Here is a 16,845-nt window from a genome sequence, read left to right as displayed (position 1 = left end):
GAAATCTTCCGCTTATCGTTGGTCGAAATCAATCAGAACGAAGTCACGATGCGCACTATATGAAGCTCGAGCGCATATGAGACTTTGGAGGAGCATAACCGATGTCCCCGAATTCCCATGCGCCCGACGCGCTCGTCGAGCGCCATGCGCACGCCGGCCGGTCGCTGGTCGCGATCCTGCATGCGATCCAGGACGACGCGGGCTACGTGCCGTCGGGCTGCGTCGCGCCGCTCGCGCGGGCGCTGAACCTGTCGCGCGCCGAAGTGCACGGCGTACTGACCTACTACCACCACTTCCGCACCGCGCCGCCCGCGCGCGTCACGATCCAGGTGTGCCGCGCCGAAGCGTGCCGCAGCATGGGCTGCGAAACGCTCGCCGCGCACGCTGAAGCCCGCACGGGCTGCCGGTTCGACGCAGCGCACGACGATGCTGCGGATGCGCACGCGCCGGACGCCGTTGCGCTCGAATCGGTCTATTGCCTCGGACTGTGTGCGCAGTCACCGTCAATGACGGTCAACGGCGTGCTTCATGCGAAGGTCACGCCCGAGAAGTTCGACGCCCTGCTGGCCGATGCGGTCGCCCACACGCCGGAGGCCGCATGACGACCCGCATCTACGTTCCGCGCGATTCGTCCGCGCTGGCCCTCGGCGCAGACGCGCTCGCCGCCGCGATCGTCGCGGAAGCCGAACGGCGCGGCGTCGCGATCGAACTGGTCCGCAACGGCTCGCGCGGGCTGCTCTGGCTCGAGCCGCTCGTCGAGGTCGGCACGGCCGCCGGCCGCATCGGCTATGCGAACCTGTCGGCCGCCGACGTGCCAGCCCTGTTCGACGCAAACTGGCTCGAAGGCGGCGCGCATCCGAGCGGCGTCGGCGTCGTCGACGCGCTCCCCTATCTCGCGCGCCAGCAGCGCCTCACGTTCGCGCGCATCGGCCTGACCGATCCGCTGTCGATCGACGACTACCTGCAGCATGAAGGCCTTGCCGGCCTGAAGAACGCACTCGCGCTCGACGGCGATGCCGCATGCGAGACGCTGATCGAATCGGGCCTGCGCGGCCGCGGCGGCGCAGCGTTCCCGGCCGGCATCAAGTGGCGCACGGTCCGGCATGCGAGCGCCGCGCAAAAATACATCGTCTGCAATGCGGACGAAGGCGATTCGGGCACGTTCTCCGACCGCCTGATGATGGAATGCGATCCGTACTGCCTGATCGAAGGGATGATCATCGCAGGCATCGCGACGGGCGCAACGGTCGGCTACATCTATGTGCGCAGCGAATACCCGCACGCGATCGCCACGCTCGAAGCCGCGATCGTCCGCGCGCGCGACGCCGGCTGGCTCGGCGAACGCGTGCTCGGCTCCGCGCACGCGTTCGAGCTGCACGTCGCGAAAGGCGCGGGCTCGTACGTGTGCGGCGAGGAAACAGCGCTGCTCGAATCGCTCGAGGGCAAGCGCGGCGTCGTGCGCGCGAAACCGCCGCTGCCCGCGCTCGCCGGCCTGTTCGGTCAGCCGACCGTCATCAACAACGTGATCACGCTCGCGACGGCGCCCATCATCTTCGCGCGCGGCGCCGCGTTCTATCGCGATTACGGAATGGGCCGCTCGCGCGGCACGCTGCCGTTCCAGCTGGCCGGCAATGTCCGTCACGGCGGCCTCGTCGAACTTGCGTTCGGCGTCACGCTGCGCGAGCTGCTGTTCGACTTCGGCGGCGGCACCGCAAGCGGCCGGCCCGCACGCGCCGCGCAGGTCGGCGGCCCGCTCGGTACCTACCTGCCCGACCATCAATGGGACGTGCCGCTCGACTACGAGGCATACACGGCGATCGGCGCGGTGGTCGGCCACGGCGGCATCGTGCTGCACGACGACACGTCGAACCTCGCCGAGCTCGCCGAATATGCGATGAAGTTCTGCGCGATCGAATCGTGCGGCAAGTGCACGCCGTGCCGGATCGGTTCGACACGCGGCGTCGAGACGATCGCGCGCATCCGCCACGGCGATACGTCGGAGCGGCAGGTCACGCTGTTGCGCGACCTGTGCGACACGATGCTGGCCGGTTCGCTGTGCGCGATGGGTGGAATGACGCCCTACCCGGTGCTGTCCGCGCTCGACCATTTCCCCGAAGATTTCGGGCTCGCTGCCGGCAAGGATGCCGCGTCGGGCCCGGTCAAGGCTGCGGCCTGACCCAGAAGGAGCCCTGCATGTCCCTCGATACGAACAACGTCCGCCAAGGCGGTTGCGGCTCGGGCCAATGCGCGTGCAAGAGCGCCGCTCAGGCGCGCGCCCGCGACCCGCTCGACGATACCGACTACGGCACGCCGCAACGGCATGCCGACATCGACGTCACGCTCGAGATCGACGGCCAGCCGGTGACGGTACCGGCCGGCACGTCGGTGATGCGCGCGGCGATCGAAGCCGGCGTCAACGTCCCGAAGCTCTGTGCGACCGATTCGCTCGAGCCGTTCGGCTCGTGCCGGCTGTGCCTCGTCGAGATCGAAGGCCGGCGCGGTTATCCGGCGTCGTGCACGACGCCGGCCGAAGCGGGCATGAAGGTACGCACGCAGTCGGACCGGCTGCAGTCGCTGCGCCGCAACGTGATGGAGCTGTACATCTCCGACCATCCGCTCGACTGCCTCACCTGCCCCGCCAACGGCGACTGCGAGCTGCAGGACATGGCGGGCGTCGTCGGGTTGCGCGAAGTGCGCTACGGCTTCGATGGCGCAAATCACCTCAACGACCGCAAGGACGAATCGAACCCGTACTTCACGTACGACCCGTCGAAGTGCATCGTCTGCAACCGCTGCGTGCGCGCCTGCGAGGAAACGCAGGGCACGTTCGCGCTGACGATCGCCGCGCGCGGCTTCGAATCGCGCGTCGCCGCGGGTGAAAGCGAATCGTTCATGGCGTCGGAATGCGTGTCGTGCGGCGCCTGCGTCGCCGCATGCCCGACTGCCACGTTGCAGGAAAAATCCGTCGTGCAGCTCGGGCAGGCCGAACACTCGGTCATCACGACCTGCGCGTACTGCGGCGTCGGCTGCTCGTTCAAGGCCGAGATGAAGGGCACGCAGGTCGTGCGCATGACGCCGAACAAGAACGGCCTCGCGAACGAGGGCCACGCATGCGTGAAGGGACGCTTCGCATGGGGCTACGCGACGCACAAGGACCGCATCACGAAGCCGATGATCCGCGAAAGGATCACCGACCCGTGGCGCGAAGTGAGCTGGGACGAAGCGCTCACCTACGCGGCGACGCAATTCCGCAAGCTGCAGCAGAAGTACGGCCGCGATTCGATCGGCGGCATCACGTCGTCGCGTTGCACGAACGAGGAAACCTACCTCGTGCAGAAGCTCGTGCGTGCCGCGTTCGGCAACAACAACGTCGATACCTGCGCGCGCGTGTGCCATTCGCCGACCGGCTATGGCCTCAAGACGACGCTCGGCGAATCGGCCGGCACGCAGACGTTCGCATCGGTCGACCAGGCCGACGTGATCGTCGTGATGGGGGCGAACCCGACCGACGGCCACCCGGTGTTCGGCTCGCGGCTGAAGCGGCGCGTTCGCGAAGGTGCGAAGCTGATCGTGATCGACCCGCGCCGAATCGATGTCGTCGACGGCCCGCACGTGAAAGCCACGCATCACCTGCAACTGCGCCCCGGCACCAACGTCGCGATCGTCAACGCGCTCGCGCACGTGATCGTCACCGAAGGGCTCGTTGCCGACGCGTTCGTCGCCGAGCGCTGCGAGACGCGTGCATTCGAGCAATGGCGCGACTTCGTGTCGCGCGCCGACAATTCGCCCGAGGCAACCGCCGACGTCACGGGTGTGCCGGCGGAGCTGGTACGCGCCGCCGCGCGCGCGTACGCAACGGGCGGCAATGCCGCGATCTATTACGGGCTGGGCGTCACCGAACACGCGCAGGGCTCGACGACGGTGATGGGTATCGCGAACCTCGCGATGGCAACGGGCAACATCGGCCGCGAAGGCGTCGGCGTCAATCCGCTGCGCGGCCAGAACAACGTGCAGGGTTCGTGCGACATGGGCTCGTTCCCGCACGAACTGCCCGGCTACCGGCACATCAGCGACGAAATCGTGCGCACGCAGTTCGAACAGGCGTGGTCGGCCAAGCTGCAGCCGGAACCGGGGCTGCGCATCCCGAACATGTTCGACGCGGCGCTCGACGGCAGTTTCAAGGGGCTCTATTGCCAGGGCGAGGACATCGTCCAGTCGGACCCGAACACGCAGCATGTGGCGGCCGCGCTGTCGGCGATGGAGTGCATCGTCGTACAGGACATCTTCCTGAACGAGACCGCGAAATATGCGCACGTACTGCTGCCGGGCTCGACGTTCCTCGAGAAGGACGGCACGTTCACGAACGCGGAGCGCCGCATCTCGCGCGTGCGCAAGGTGATGCCGCCGCTCGCGGGCTACGCGGACTGGGAAGTGACGCTGCTGCTGTCGCAAGCGCTCGGCTACGACATGCACTACACGCACCCGTCGGAAATCATGGACGAGATCGCGCGGCTCACGCCGACCTTCTCGGGCGTGTCGTACGCGAAGCTCGACGCACTCGGCAGCATCCAGTGGCCGTGTAACGAGCACGCGCCGGAAGGCACGCCGACGATGCACATAGACGCGTTCGTGCGCGGCAAGGGCCGGTTCGTGATCACCAAGTTCATTCCGACGCCGGAAAAGGTCACGCAGCGCTATCCGCTGATCCTGACGACGGGCCGCATCCTGTCGCAATACAACGTGGGCGCGCAGACGCGCCGGACCGAAAACGTCCGGTGGCATGAAGAGGATCGTCTCGAGATCCATCCGCACGACGCGCAGGATCGCGGCATCCGGACCGGCGACTGGGTCGGCATCGAATCGCGTGCCGGGCATACGGTGCTGCGCGCGCTCGTGACGGAGCGCATGCAGCCGGGCGTCGTGTACACGACGTTCCACTTCCCCGAATCGGGCGCGAACGTGATCACGACGGAAAGCTCCGACTGGGCGACGAACTGCCCTGAATACAAGGTGACGGCCGTGCAGGTGCTGCCGGTTGCGCAGCCGTCCGACTGGCAGCGCGCATACGCGCGCTTCAATGCGGAGCAGATCGACCTGCTCGAGCGCCGCGCGAGCACGCCCGACACCGTGACGACAGGCAAGTGAGACGACGATGGACAACGACCACCTGATCGACATGGCCAACCAGATCGGCGCATTCTTCGAATCGATGCCCGATCGCGACGAAGCGCTGACCGGCATCGCCGAGCATATCCGGCGCTTCTGGGAGCCGCGGATGCGCCGCGCGTTGCTCGCCGCGCTCGACGATCCGTCGAGCGAAGGCGCGCAGCGGGCGGCGCCGATCGTGCGCGACGCGATCGCCACTCATCGTGCATCGCTCGTCCCGGCCGCGGCAACCGCCTGACCGGCGCTGCTACGCAGACGCCGACATGCCCGCGAACCAGCTTTCGCAGTGGCGCAGCAGCGCGCTCGCGTCGGTCGCCGTGCGCCCGCGCGCGGCGACATACCCGTCGGGCCGCAACAGGTAGAACGACGGCCGCGAGCGGCCGTACTGCTGCGCCAGCCCGGCGGCACCGTCGCCTTCGGCATCGGTGACCCGCCACACGCGCACCGCGCCCGGCATGATCCGTTCGAGCCCCTGCACGAGCGCCTGCGCATCGGCCGCCATCGGCGGCGCAGCGCCGGCGTCGGCATCCGCCGGCTCGTCGAGCAGCAGCAGCGTGAAGCTCGCCGGATCGTGCAGATCGTATAGCCGCGCCGTTCCCGGCGCCTGACCGAGCGGGCCGTCGAGCACGTGCACGAGCGCGTCGGGCGCCCGCTCGCCTGCACGCGGGCCGCCGTCGAGCACGCGCTCCAGCGTGAGCGGACTCCTCCGGTACTGCACGCCGAGTTCGCTGACCGTGCGCCGCACCGCGTCGCGCATCGGCCCGAACGACGCGAGCAGCGGCACGACATGATCGCGCAGCAGCTTCATCGCGCCGCGATCCGCCTCGACGACCTGCGTGATGAAACTGGTCTGCCGCAACACGTCGCGCTCGATCGGATGGCGCTCGGCGTGATAGGTGTCGAGCAGCCGTTCGGGCGTACCCGCGCCGAGCACGCGCGCGAGCTTCCAGCCGAGATTGAACGCCTCCTGGATGCCGGTGTTCATGCCCTGCGCGCCGGCCGGGCTGTGGACGTGCGCGGCATCGCCCGCGACGAACACGCGGCCGTGACGCAGCCGGTCGACCATCCGGCTGTGCAGGTGGAAATAGGACGACCACGCGAGATCGCTCGGCGCAATCGACGCGCCGACGCGCGCACGCACGATCGCGTCGCATTCCGCAAGCGACGGGGTCGGCGCATCGGGTGACGCATCGCTGCCGGGCGGCCGATCGGCAACGAGCCGGTAACGGCCGCCGCCCATCGGAAACAGGCCCGCCATGCCGTCGGGCGTCGTGAACAGGTGGATCTCTTCGTCCGGCCAGTCGGGTATCGCCGCGAAATCGGCGAGCAGGAAAGTCTGTTCGAACGCCTGCCCGGTGAAGCTCAGGCCGAGCAGATGCCTGACGGTGCTGTGCGCGCCGTCGGCTGCGATCAGGTACGACGGCGCGAACGATTCTTCGCGGCCGTCGGCACAGCGGATCGTCACGTCGAGCGACGTGCCGCCTGCATCGCACGCGGTCAGCGTCGCGCCGCGCTCGACCGTCACGCCGAACCCGGCCAGATGCTCGGCGAGCAGCCGCTCGGTAATGCTCTGGTCGAGAAACAGCAGATACGGGTAGCGCGTTTGCAGCGGATCGAAATCGAGCCGCGCGATCACGCGGCCGTCGGCATGCAGCGCGGCCGCATGCGCGCGATGGCCGAGCGCGAGAAACGGCTCGACCGCGCGATGCTGCTCCAGCAGTTCGAGCGTGCGTGCCTGGATGCCGATCGCGCGCGAATATGGCGCGGGCGCGGCGAGACGGTCGATGATGCGCACCGGCACGCGGGCCCGCGCGAGGCTCATCGCCGCGGCAAGGCCGGTCGGCCCCGCGCCGACGATCAGCACGGGCGGGATATCGGACAGTGTGTCGGCCATGAGAACCTCGATGACACGCGACCCTGCAAGTCTACGCCGCTACGCGTCACGGGGCCATATGCCGACCGGCCGACGCGCGGGACCCATGCGCAGTGTGGGAAAATACGCGCTTTCCGCCAGTTTTCGCGTCATGGATTCCGCATTCGACCGAGCGTATGCAGCACACCGCGCGGGCCGCCTCGCCGAGGCCGAGCACGGCTATCGCGCCGCGCTCGTCACCAACCCCGCCGACGCCGACGCGCTGCATCTGTTCGGCGTGCTGCGGCACCAGCAGGGCCAGCACGCCGAGGCAGCCGATCTCGTCGGCCGCGCCGTCGCGCTGCGTCCGGACGACGCCGCGCTGCAGCTCAATCTCGGCAACGCGCTGAAAGCGCTCGGCCGGCTCGACGAGGCGATCGACCGCTTTCGCAATGCGCTGACGCTCGCGCCCGAATTTCCTCTCGCGCACTACAACCTCGGCAACGCGTATGCGGCGCTGCAGCGCCACGACGATGCGATCGACGCATTCGGCCGCGCGCTCCGGCTCACGCCCGACGACGCATCGATCCACAACAATCTCGGCAATGCGCTGAACGCGCTCGGCCGCCATGACGACGCGCTCGCCGCGTTCCGTCGCGCGCTCGAGCTGCGTCCCGGGCATGCGGGTGCGCACAACAACCTCGCGATGGCGCTGAATGCGATGGGCCGCGCCGACGACGCGATCGCGCACTTTCAGGCCGCGATCGCCGCACAGCCTCGCTTCGTCGCCGCGCATTTCAATCTCGGCAACACGTTCGATGCGGTCGGCCGGCATGCCGAAGCGGCCGCCGCGTTCGAAGCCGCGCTCGCGCTGCACCCGCCGTTTCCGCTCGCGCTGTTCGGGCTCGCGAACGCACTGTGCGCACAGGCGCGCCACCGCGACGCGCTGCCCTACTACGAGCGCGCCGTCGGTCTCGATCCGTCGTTCAGCCTGGCGTGGCTGAACCTCGGCAACGCGCATCACGCGCTTTGTGCGCACGAGATGGCGCTGCGCGCATTCGACCAGGCGTTGCGCGTCGAACCCGATCTCACGCTCGCGCAGCTGCACCGCGCGGTCACGCTGCTGACGCTCGGCGACTTCACGCGCGGCCTGCCCGCGTACGAAGCGCGCCACGAGACGCCGGGCGCGATCCCGCTCGGCACGCTGCCGCGCTGGCAGGGCGAGCCGATTGCGTCGCGCACGCTGCTGATCCGCGCGGAACAGGGGTTCGGCGATACGTTGCAGTTCGTCCGCTTCGTGCCGCTCGCTCGCGCACGCTGCGCGCACGTCGTGCTCGAAGTCCAGCCGGAACTCGTGCCGCTGCTGGCGCCCGCCGCATCGCGCTGGCGCGTCACGCTCGTCGCGCAAGGCGCCGCCAAGCCGCCGCCGGCAGACGTCGCCTGCACGCTGATGAGCCTGCCGTTCCTGCTCGGCCTTCAGCCGGCGGACATCGTCGGCGGCACGCGCTACCTCGACGCGCCCGACGGCGCTCGCCGGCGCTTTCGCGGCTCGCTCGGCGGGCAGTCGAAGCGCAAGTTCGGCCTCGCGTGGTCGGGGCGCCGGCAGGCGCAGGAAAACCGCTCGATGCCGTTCGACGCGCTCGCGCCGCTGCTCGCGCTGCCGGACATCGACTGGATCGTGCTGCAGCCCGCACTCGATGACTACGAACGTACGCGCGTCGACGCGCATCCGCGCGTGCATCGCCTCGATGGCCGGCTGAACGACTTTGCCGATACGGCCGCGCTGATCGAGCGGCTCGACGGCGTCGTCACGATCGATACGGCAGTCGCGCACCTTGCGGGCGCGCTCGGCAAGCCGCTGTGGGTCATGCTGCCGTTCGCGCCCGACTGGCGCTGGTTCACCGGCGACGACTGCCCGTGGTATCCGCAGGCCAGGATCGCCCGCCAGCCCGCATCGGGAGCATGGCTCGACGTGGCAGCCGCGGTCGCCGGCAAGCTGCGCGAAGCCTGAACGCAGACGAAAAAAGGGAGCGCAGTGCGCTCCCTTTTTCAATCCGATGCATGCGGCCGGCGCCGCGCGATGTGCGAGCGCCGGTCAGGCAGCCTTGTACTGGTTGCGCGCCTCGGGCGTGCGATACAGCACGAGCGTCGCGATCAGCCCGCAGATCGCGGCCACGCTCAGCCACAGCCCCGGCGCTGCCTTGTTGCCCGTCTGGTGGATCAGCAGCGTCGAGATTGCCGGCGTGAAGCCGCCGATCGTCGTCGCCAGGCTGTACGCAAGCGAGAAGCCTGCCGTGCGCACGTCGGCCGGCATCACTTCGGTCAGTGCGACGACCATCGCCCCGTTGTACGACGCGTACAGGAACGACAGCCACAGCTCGACCGCGAGCAGCCGCAGGAACGACGGATCGCCGACGAGCCACAGCACGGCCGGGTAAGCCGACAGCAGCGTCAGCACCGTGAACGCGATCAGCACCGGGCGGCGGCCGATGCGATCGGACAGCGTGCCGGACAGCGGCAGCCACACGAGGTTGGAGATGCCGACGCAGACAGTCACGACGAGTGCGTCGAGCGACGACAGGTGCAGCACTTCCTTGCCGAAAGTCGGCGTGTACGCGGTGATCATGTAGAACGACACCGTCGTCATGATCACCATCCCCATGCCGGCAACCACGACGCCCCAGTTGTCGAGCATCGAGCGCATGATCTCGCCCATCGACGGGCGGTGGCGCTTCGCGAGGAACTCGTCCGTTTCCTTCAGCGAACGACGGATCAGGAACAGGAACGGCACGATCAGGCAGCCGATCAGGAACGGAATGCGCCAGCCCCACGCGGTCATCTCCTCGGCCGGCAGCGCGCGGTTCAGCAACACGCCGACGAGCGCGGCGAACACGACGGCCACCTGCTGGCTGCCCGACTGCCACGACGTATAGAACCCCTTGTTGCCCTTCGTCGCGATCTCCGACAGGTAGACCGACACGCCGCCGAGTTCGACGCCCGCCGAGAAACCCTGCAGCAGCCGGCCGAGCAGCACGAGCACCGGCGCGAGCACGCCGATCGTCGCGTAGCCGGGTATCGAGGCCACCGTGAGCGTGCCGAGCGCCATCAGCCCGAGCGTCAGGATCAGCCCCTTGCGGCGGCCGTGATGGTCGATGTACGCGCCGAGCACGATCGCGCCGACCGGCCGCATCAGGAAGCCCGCGCCGAACACCGACAGCGACAGCATCAGTGACGCGAATGCGTTGCCGCTCGGGAAGTAGGTTTTCGCGATGGCCGACGCGTAATAGCCGTAGACCATGAAGTCGTACATTTCCAGGAAGTTGCCGCTGACGACCCGGAATACGGTGCGGAATTTCGATTCCTGCGCGATGGCGTGTGACGCTGTGGACATGTTTTTCTCGCTCAGCCCGGATGGCGCGAATCCGCGCCGCATGGATCCGACGACGCGCGCGGCGCCGGGCCGGCGCGCACGGGCATCGCTGCCCGCCGGCGGCACCGTACAACGACGCGCGCCCCGGCATGGTTCGCGAATGATGCCACGCGAAGCCGACGTTTGCCTTGTGGCGCCCCCGGCCGTCGCCATCGGCGCATTCGTCTCGTACAAGTCGTCCCAATACTGAAGCAAAAATCAGATCGGTCTGATCGACCGGCTCTCGCCTGCTGACCACAATGTCATGATTCCCGACGATCTTTCCGCGCCGCGGCCGGCACGGTTGCCCGTGTCGCACGGTGTACCGCCCTCATGACCCCATCACCGTTCGTTCCCGTCGAAGGCGCGCTCGCCCGCCCTCGCGTCGCCCCGCTCGATCACGTTCCGCCGTTCGGCCGCGAATGGACCTTTCGCGGCGCACCCGGTGCGAGGCCCGGCAAGCACTGCCTCGCCACGCTGACGACGTCCTGCATCGACGTCGACCGGCCGCACCGCGCCTGCCGCTGGCAGCCACGGCCCGTAGCGGAATCGATGCCGAATTCGGCAGGAGCGCCGATCGCGCCGCCTGCCGTTGCCGGCACGCGCTTCCGACGTACCCTCCGAGGCTCTCGCGACCGACGGGCGATGTACGCAATCTGCTGGAGCATCGGCGCGTTCGGCATCATCGGCTGGCTGATCGCCGCGCACGAACCGTCCACAGGCTTCGAGCCTGCGCACACGATCCAGATGGCCGGCATTGCGCCGGACCACGCCACGTCGTCGACCGGTACCGTGCGGGTTGCCGCAGTTCAGTCCGGTACGTCGACAGACACTTCATCGCAGCGCACGGTGGCGACACCTGTCGCGAACACGGCAGAATCACCACCGGCCCCGCACCACGCCGCGCGTCGTCCGGCGTCGCTTCGCCCGCAGGCAACGTCCGACGTGCAGCACTCCGCCACTGCATCGCCGCGTCGAACCAGCGGCACGCGCTCGACGGCGGCACCGCCCCGGACACCGGCCGTGCCGCGACTGGCTGCACGTCCGGCAGTCCTGAGCGATGCAGCCAACACTCGCGCACGCGATCGGCTCATCCCGCTGCCGCACGCAACGGACACACGCGACACACGCGATATGCTCGACGATCCGCTCACGCTGATCGCAATGGCAAACGCGCTGCACGCCGCGCAGCCTGCCCGTGCGGCGCACGCGCCCGCCGCCGGCTTCGACTGGACATCGCAACTGTCCCATCGCCGCGTGACCGACCTACCGGACGCATTCGCACACTGACGGTCGCCCAATAAAAAACCCGGCGAAGATCGCTTCGCCGGGTTTCGCTCGTCTGTCTCCGTCCGTTCGACGAATCGTTACTTGTGCGAGGGCAGCCCCGTCTCGGTCTGCTTCTCGAGTTGCCGCACCTGCTCCTGCAGATCGCGCAACTGCATCTGTGCGGCCCGCTTCTCGACCTGCAGCGCCTGCGCCTGCTCCTGGGCCGACTTCTGCCGCTGCACGACTTCGGCCTGCTGGCTGCGCGCGACGCTCAGATCGGCCTGCAACTGCTGCGCACGATTCGCCTGCAGCGCGATCACGCGTTCGAGAAACGCCTTCTGCGCCTGCAGCTCGGTACGGCGGATCTCGATATCCGCGAGTTGCACGGTCTGCTGGACGAAGTTCGCATACACCATCTCCGCGCGGTTCTTCTCCTGCGACCGGATCACACGCCACAGATGCTTGTCCTGGAACAACGCGACGTAGTACGTCATCTCGCGCGGGTCGAACATCAGGCTCGCACCATAGCTGCCGTTGTACGTCGTGCGCATCTCGACGATCCGGCCGTCGTGCAGCATCTGCGTCAGCTCGGCGACGTTGCCTTGCGCGCTTGCGTCCGACGCGGATGCCGCCGGCGCCGCATCGCCGCTCAGGCTCGTAACCGCCGGACGCGTACCGGCGACCGGCGCGGTCGCGTCGGCGGACCAGGCCGCACCCGCTTGCGCGCAGGCGGCCAGTGCAACGATCCACGTTGCGCATCGTGCAGGGGAAAAGTTTAGGAAAGCCAACGTCAGACTCCGGCGAACGAATCGGAACTCGCGATTATCGTTCAAAACAAAACGGCCCCATCTCGAATTTATCGGGATGCGGCCGGCCTTCGTGCGATACGAAGAATGTGGCTTGCTACAGGCGGGTTTCGCGCGCCGCGCGCAGGAACGCATCGAGCAGCGGCGTGCAGTCGAGCAGCTCCGAGCCGCCTGCACGATGGAACTCGGGGTGCCATTGCACGCCGACGACGAACGGCGAACGCCGGTGGCGGATGCCCTCGATGATTCCGTCGCCGGCCGATACGGCCTCGATGTTCAGATCGCGGCCAAGATCGCGGATCGCCTGGTGGTGGATCGAGTTGACGATCGCTTCGCTGCGCCCGGGGAACATGCTCGCGAGCGTCGACGAGTCGGGGAAGCGGATCGCGTGGCGATGCTGGTCGTAATGCTCGCTCACGTGCGGATTCGCGGTCGGCACATCGGTGGCGATGTCCTGGTACAGCGAGCCGCCGAACGCGACGTTGATCAACTGGCAGCCGCGACAGACGCCGAGCACGGGTTTGCCGGATTCGACGAACTCGTGCAGCAGCTCGAGTTCGTACATGTCGCGCACGCGATCGCCCGGCCATTCGGGACGAGCGTCCGACGCCGCGTAGGTTTGCGGCGACACGTCGGCGCCGCCTTGCAGCAGCAGGCCGTCGAGATGCTTCGCGTAGTCGCGCAGGCGGATATTGCTCGGGTGAATCATGCCCTCGTGGCCGACGGTCGGAATCATGAACACGAGCACGTCGCGCGACATCACCCAGTGCGCGATCGATTCCTCGAGATACTGCAGCGTCTTGCCCCGCAGCCCCTTCGCGCCCGGTTCCGGATGGAAGATCCGCGCCGACACGCCGATGCGCAGCGTGCGCTGCGTGATGCGCTGGCCGGCGCGATCGAACAGCCGGCGCGCGCGCGCCGCGATGATCCGGCCGAACACCGACCACGGCGTGTCGTTCTGCTTCAGGTAGGCCGGCGGCGCATGCTGCGCACTCGCGGGCGGCGGCCGCGGCGTATCGAAATCGGGCGGCGCGCCGAACCCGGGCGGCGGCGCGCCGGGCTTCGGCGGCGCGGCGGCACCATCGACGGCGGCACCCGTCGCACCCGGTCCGGAGGCGGCCGTCACCGGCGACGCGCCATCCACGGCGACGTTCTGCGCGGCGGCCTGCGTAGCCGGCGCATCGGGCGTTTTCGCCGGATCGGGACGGGGAGAATCGGAAGAAACGGAAGAGGTGCCGGGCAGACCGGCCGGGGAAGGCGTGTTTTCGCTCATGACGATGGTCTGGTACGTCGCTCACGCGTATGGATAAACGAGGAATCATTATGCTTCAGTGCACGATCGAGCGGCAAACCTGCAACATCCTGTCGATATTGTTGCAAGTCGATGGCAAACCGCGCCGGGGAGCGCCCCGATCACGTGACGACGCCGCCGCCACCTCGCCGCGTGTACTGGACACCAGTGATATATCACAATAATATCCACGCATCGTCCACGCTTCCCGATCACCCGCGCCATGATCGCGCCCCCACTGGCCGCCGCGCCGCAACCCGCATGAATGCCCTGACCGACGTCGCCCGCGACCGGCCCGCCGCGTCGGCGGTCAGTCTCGCCGACCGCGCCTACGCGCTGATCCAGCGCGACATCATCACGATGCGCCTGAAGCCGGGCGCCGCGCTCAACGAGGCCGACCTCGTCGCGCGCACGGGGATCGGCCGCACGCCGGTGCACCAGGCCGTGCATCGGCTCGTACTCGAAGGGCTGCTGTCCGTGATGCCGCGCAAGGGCTTGATGGTGCAGCCGCTGTCTCTCGACGACATCGTCGCGGTGATCGACGTGCGGCGCATCACCGAAGCGCACTGCGCCGAACTCGCCGCGCGCCATGCGATGCCCGACGATCTTGCGCGCATGGCCGCGCTGCTCGACGACGGCCAGGCCTGCGTCGACACGCACGACGTCGAAGGCATGATGGAACTCGACCGCGCGTTTCATCAGACGATCGCCGCGGCCGCGCGCAATGCGGTCCTCGCCGAGATCCTGCGCGCACTGCACGAGCGCTCGCTGCGCTTCTGGTTCGTCACGCTGTCCGAGCCCCACCATCTCGCCGACGTCCAGCACGAGCATCGCGAACTGTTCGAACGGCTGTCCGCGCGCGACGCCGCCGGCGCGCGCGCGGCCGTCGAACGCCATATCGATTCGTTTCGCTCCACGCTTCTTCAACATCTTCGCCCCTGAGCCGCCCATGACCACGTTCACGCCCTTCCCCCCGCTCGCCCAGCTCGCCGCCGACCTCTCCGCCGGCCGGACCACGAGCCGCGCGCTCGTCGACGCCGCGCTCGACCGGATCGCCGATCCGTCGGGCCAGGGCGCCGTCGTCTTCACCGAAGTCGATGCCGACAACGCGCGTGCGGCCGCCGACGCGCACGACCGGCTGCGCGCCGCGGGCACCGTGCTGTCGCCGCTCGCGGGTATTCCCGTGTCGGTGAAGGACCTGTTCGACGTCGCGGGCCAGGTGACGCGCGCCGGTTCGCGCGTGCTCGACGGCGCGCCGGCCGCGCGCACCGATGCGGTCGCCGTCGCCCGGCTCAAGCGCGCGGGCGCGGTGCTGGTCGGCCGCACGAACATGAGCGAGTTCGCGTTCTCCGGGCTCGGGCTGAATCCGCACTTCGGCAATCCGCGCTCGCCGTACCACCGCGACGTGCCGGGCGATGCCCGGATTTCCGGCGGCTCGTCGTCGGGCGCGGCCGCCTCCGTCGCCGACGGGATGGCCGCCGTCGCGCTCGGCACCGACACGGGCGGCTCGATCCGCATTCCGGCCGCCCTGTGCGGGCTGACGGGCTTCAAGCCGACCGCGAGCCGGATCCCGACGCAAGGCGGCGTGCCGCTGTCGACGACGCTCGACTCGTTCGGCCCGATCGGCCTGACGGTCGCCTGCTGCGCGCTCGTCGACCGGATGCTCGCGGGCCTCGAACCGCACGTGCCGGCCGCACGACCGCTCGAAGGCGTGCGGCTCGGCGTGCTGACGAACTACGTGACGGACGGCGTCGATGCCGACGTCGCGGCCGCGCTCGACGCCGCGCTCAAGCATCTCGAAGCCGCCGGCGCGATCGTCACCGAGGTCCGCTTTTCGGCACTCGACCGGTTGCCGGACATCAACCGCTTCGGCTTCTCGCCGATCGAGGCATACGCGTGGCATCGCCCGCTGCTCGCACAGCACCGCGACCGGTACGACCCGCGCGTGCTCACGCGGATCCTGAAGGGCGAGCCCGCGAGCGCGGCCGACTATCTCGACCTGCTCGCCGCGCGCGCCGCAATGCTCGACGAAGCCGCACACACGGTCTGGTCGCGCTTCGATGCGCTCGTCGCACCGACGGTGCCGGTCGTGCCGCCGCGCATCGCGGAACTCGAAGCGGACGACGACGCGTTCACGCGCACCAATGCGCTGATCCTGCGCAACCCGAGCGCGTTCAACTTCCTCGACGCGTGCGCGCTGTCGCTGCCGTGCCATCCGCGCGACGCGGCGCCGGTCGGCCTGATGCTCGCGGCGGCACCGCATCGCGACGACGCGCTGCTCGCGATCGGCCAGGCGGTCGAGGCCGTGCTGAACACGATCCGCTGACCGCGCCAGGCGATCGACGGCAGGCGATGCGCGCGGTGCGGCTGGGTGCCGCACGCGCGCTGTCAGTTTCGTGCCAGACCGTTCGCGCTAAAATCGCGCGATTGTTTTCCGGACCGACCCACGAGGAACCCCGCCGACATGAACGACTACACGCTTGCGCTACGCCGCGAACGCCGCCTGCTGATGCTGCTCGGATGGGTGTGCATCGCCCTGCTGGCCGGTGCGCTGTACTTGCAGTACGTGAAGAACGAAGATCCGTGCCCGCTGTGCATCATCCAGCGCTACTTCTTCGCCGCGATCGGGATCTTCGCGTTCCTGGCCGCCGGGATCCGCAACTGGCGCGGCATCTGGGTGCTCGAGCTGCTGATCGCGATCGCCGCGGCCGGCGGCGTCGGCACGGCAGCGCGACACCTGTCGATCCAGATGAATCCGGGCTTCAGCTGCGGCTTCGACACGCTGCAGCCGATCGTCGACAGCCTGCCGCCCGCGCAATGGTTCCCCGGCATGTTCAAGGTCGCCGGGCTGTGCGAGACCGTCTACCCGCCGATCTTCGGCATCCTGCTGCCCGGCTGGGCGCTGATCGGCTTCGCCGCGATCCTGATTGCGGTCGTCGCGAGCCTCTGGCGCCATCGCCGCAAGCTCACGGCCTGACCGGCCGGCCGCATTGGCGGCCCCCGGCGCGCGTGCCCCGATCGATCGGGCCGCGCGCCGCCGGTTCGCCGCCAC

At 68.8% G+C, this 16,845-nt stretch carries 13 protein-coding genes; 9 read left to right on the top strand and 4 right to left on the bottom strand.

Annotated elements, in window-relative coordinates; translation table 11 throughout:
* Positions 1–101: 101 nt before the first annotated feature.
* The 4 genes from LXM88_RS10055 to LXM88_RS10040 are packed head-to-tail and all read left to right on the top strand — an operon-like array spanning position 102 to position 5,404.
* Positions 102–602 (top strand): NAD(P)H-dependent oxidoreductase subunit E, encoded by a 501-nt coding sequence (locus LXM88_RS10055; protein WP_262541710.1) that lies wholly within the window; start codon positions 102–104, stop codon positions 600–602.
* Positions 599–2,176: a formate dehydrogenase beta subunit gene (locus LXM88_RS10050; protein ID WP_262541709.1), complete on the top strand. Its 1,578-nt coding sequence runs from the start codon at positions 599–601 to the stop codon at positions 2,174–2,176. Before LXM88_RS10055 ends, LXM88_RS10050 begins: the two co-directional genes overlap by 4 nt.
* Positions 2,177–2,193: 17 nt before the next feature.
* On the top strand, positions 2,194–5,145 hold the full coding sequence (gene fdhF, locus LXM88_RS10045; RefSeq protein WP_262541708.1) for a formate dehydrogenase subunit alpha: 2,952 nt from the start codon (positions 2,194–2,196) through the stop codon (positions 5,143–5,145).
* Positions 5,146–5,152: 7 nt separating this feature from the next.
* Positions 5,153–5,404 (top strand): formate dehydrogenase subunit delta, encoded by a 252-nt coding sequence (locus LXM88_RS10040; protein ID WP_096472734.1) that lies wholly within the window; start codon positions 5,153–5,155, stop codon positions 5,402–5,404.
* Positions 5,405–5,413: 9 nt separating this feature from the next.
* Here LXM88_RS10040 and LXM88_RS10035 read toward each other — a convergent pair whose 3' ends face one another.
* Positions 5,414–7,060: an FAD-dependent monooxygenase gene (locus tag LXM88_RS10035; protein WP_262541707.1), complete on the bottom strand. Its 1,647-nt coding sequence runs from the start codon at positions 7,058–7,060 to the stop codon at positions 5,414–5,416.
* Positions 7,061–7,190: 130 nt separating this feature from the next.
* Between LXM88_RS10035 and LXM88_RS10030 the strand changes: the two genes are divergently transcribed.
* Positions 7,191–9,029: a tetratricopeptide repeat protein gene (locus LXM88_RS10030; protein WP_412524132.1), complete on the top strand. Its 1,839-nt coding sequence runs from the start codon at positions 7,191–7,193 to the stop codon at positions 9,027–9,029.
* 84 nt (positions 9,030–9,113) lie between these two features.
* Here the strand turns inward: LXM88_RS10030 and LXM88_RS10025 are convergent, their stop codons facing one another.
* Positions 9,114–10,409, bottom strand: a complete 1,296-nt coding sequence (locus tag LXM88_RS10025; RefSeq protein ID WP_262541705.1) for an MFS transporter — start codon at positions 10,407–10,409, stop codon at positions 9,114–9,116.
* Positions 10,410–11,072: 663 nt separating this feature from the next.
* Between LXM88_RS10025 and LXM88_RS10020 the strand changes: the two genes are divergently transcribed.
* Positions 11,073–11,717 carry a hypothetical protein gene (locus LXM88_RS10020; RefSeq protein WP_262541704.1) on the top strand — a complete coding sequence of 215 codons (645 nt, stop codon included), beginning with the start codon at positions 11,073–11,075 and terminating at the stop codon, positions 11,715–11,717.
* A 77-nt stretch (positions 11,718–11,794) separates the two neighbouring features.
* Here the strand turns inward: LXM88_RS10020 and LXM88_RS10015 are convergent, their stop codons facing one another.
* Together LXM88_RS10015 and LXM88_RS10010 are read right to left on the bottom strand one after the other, a co-directional pair.
* Positions 11,795–12,484, bottom strand: a complete 690-nt coding sequence (locus LXM88_RS10015; RefSeq protein WP_262541703.1) for a DUF2968 domain-containing protein — start codon at positions 12,482–12,484, stop codon at positions 11,795–11,797.
* Between the two features lie 115 nt (positions 12,485–12,599).
* On the bottom strand, positions 12,600–13,775 hold the full coding sequence (locus LXM88_RS10010; RefSeq protein ID WP_262541702.1) for a gamma-glutamyl-gamma-aminobutyrate hydrolase family protein: 1,176 nt from the start codon (positions 13,773–13,775) through the stop codon (positions 12,600–12,602).
* 279 nt (positions 13,776–14,054) lie between these two features.
* On the opposite strand from LXM88_RS10010, the gene LXM88_RS10005 reads away from it, so the two are divergent.
* The 3 genes from LXM88_RS10005 to LXM88_RS09995 all read left to right on the top strand — a co-directional run bounded on the left by LXM88_RS10005 (position 14,055) and on the right by LXM88_RS09995 (position 16,770).
* Positions 14,055–14,735 carry a GntR family transcriptional regulator gene (locus tag LXM88_RS10005; protein ID WP_262541701.1) on the top strand — a complete coding sequence of 227 codons (681 nt, stop codon included), beginning with the start codon at positions 14,055–14,057 and terminating at the stop codon, positions 14,733–14,735.
* 7 nt (positions 14,736–14,742) lie between these two features.
* Positions 14,743–16,119, top strand: a complete 1,377-nt coding sequence (locus LXM88_RS10000; RefSeq protein ID WP_262541700.1) for an amidase — start codon at positions 14,743–14,745, stop codon at positions 16,117–16,119.
* A 138-nt stretch (positions 16,120–16,257) separates the two neighbouring features.
* Positions 16,258–16,770, top strand: a complete 513-nt coding sequence (locus tag LXM88_RS09995; RefSeq protein WP_262541699.1) for a disulfide bond formation protein B — start codon at positions 16,258–16,260, stop codon at positions 16,768–16,770.
* Positions 16,771–16,845: the final 75 nt, after the last annotated feature.

The organism is Burkholderia sp. S-53, assembly GCF_025560745.1.
In the GTDB taxonomy this organism is placed as follows: Bacteria; Pseudomonadota; Gammaproteobacteria; order Burkholderiales; family Burkholderiaceae; genus Burkholderia; species Burkholderia pyrrocinia.
Note: the sequence above shows the minus strand (reverse complement) of the source record. Positions and strands in the feature narration are given on the sequence as shown.

Excerpts from the sequence above, each read along its gene's own strand:
- LXM88_RS10050 (WP_262541709.1), top strand. The coding sequence starts at position 599 with ATGACGACCCGCATCTACGTTCCGCGCGATTCGTCCGCGCTGGCCCTC.
- LXM88_RS10000 (WP_262541700.1), top strand. The coding sequence starts at position 14,743 with ATGACCACGTTCACGCCCTTCCCCCCGCTCGCCCAGCTCGCCGCCGAC.
- LXM88_RS10035 (WP_262541707.1), bottom strand. The coding sequence starts at position 7,060 with ATGGCCGACACACTGTCCGATATCCCGCCCGTGCTGATCGTCGGCGCG.
- LXM88_RS09995 (WP_262541699.1), top strand. The coding sequence starts at position 16,258 with ATGAACGACTACACGCTTGCGCTACGCCGCGAACGCCGCCTGCTGATG.
- LXM88_RS10030 (WP_412524132.1), top strand. The coding sequence starts at position 7,191 with ATGGATTCCGCATTCGACCGAGCGTATGCAGCACACCGCGCGGGCCGC.
- LXM88_RS10020 (WP_262541704.1), top strand. The coding sequence starts at position 11,073 with ATGTACGCAATCTGCTGGAGCATCGGCGCGTTCGGCATCATCGGCTGG.
- fdhF (WP_262541708.1), top strand. The coding sequence starts at position 2,194 with ATGTCCCTCGATACGAACAACGTCCGCCAAGGCGGTTGCGGCTCGGGC.
- LXM88_RS10040 (WP_096472734.1), top strand. The coding sequence starts at position 5,153 with ATGGACAACGACCACCTGATCGACATGGCCAACCAGATCGGCGCATTC.
- LXM88_RS10025 (WP_262541705.1), bottom strand. The coding sequence starts at position 10,409 with ATGTCCACAGCGTCACACGCCATCGCGCAGGAATCGAAATTCCGCACC.
- LXM88_RS10005 (WP_262541701.1), top strand. The coding sequence starts at position 14,055 with ATGAATGCCCTGACCGACGTCGCCCGCGACCGGCCCGCCGCGTCGGCG.
- LXM88_RS10010 (WP_262541702.1), bottom strand. The coding sequence starts at position 13,775 with ATGAGCGAAAACACGCCTTCCCCGGCCGGTCTGCCCGGCACCTCTTCC.
- LXM88_RS10055 (WP_262541710.1), top strand. The coding sequence starts at position 102 with ATGTCCCCGAATTCCCATGCGCCCGACGCGCTCGTCGAGCGCCATGCG.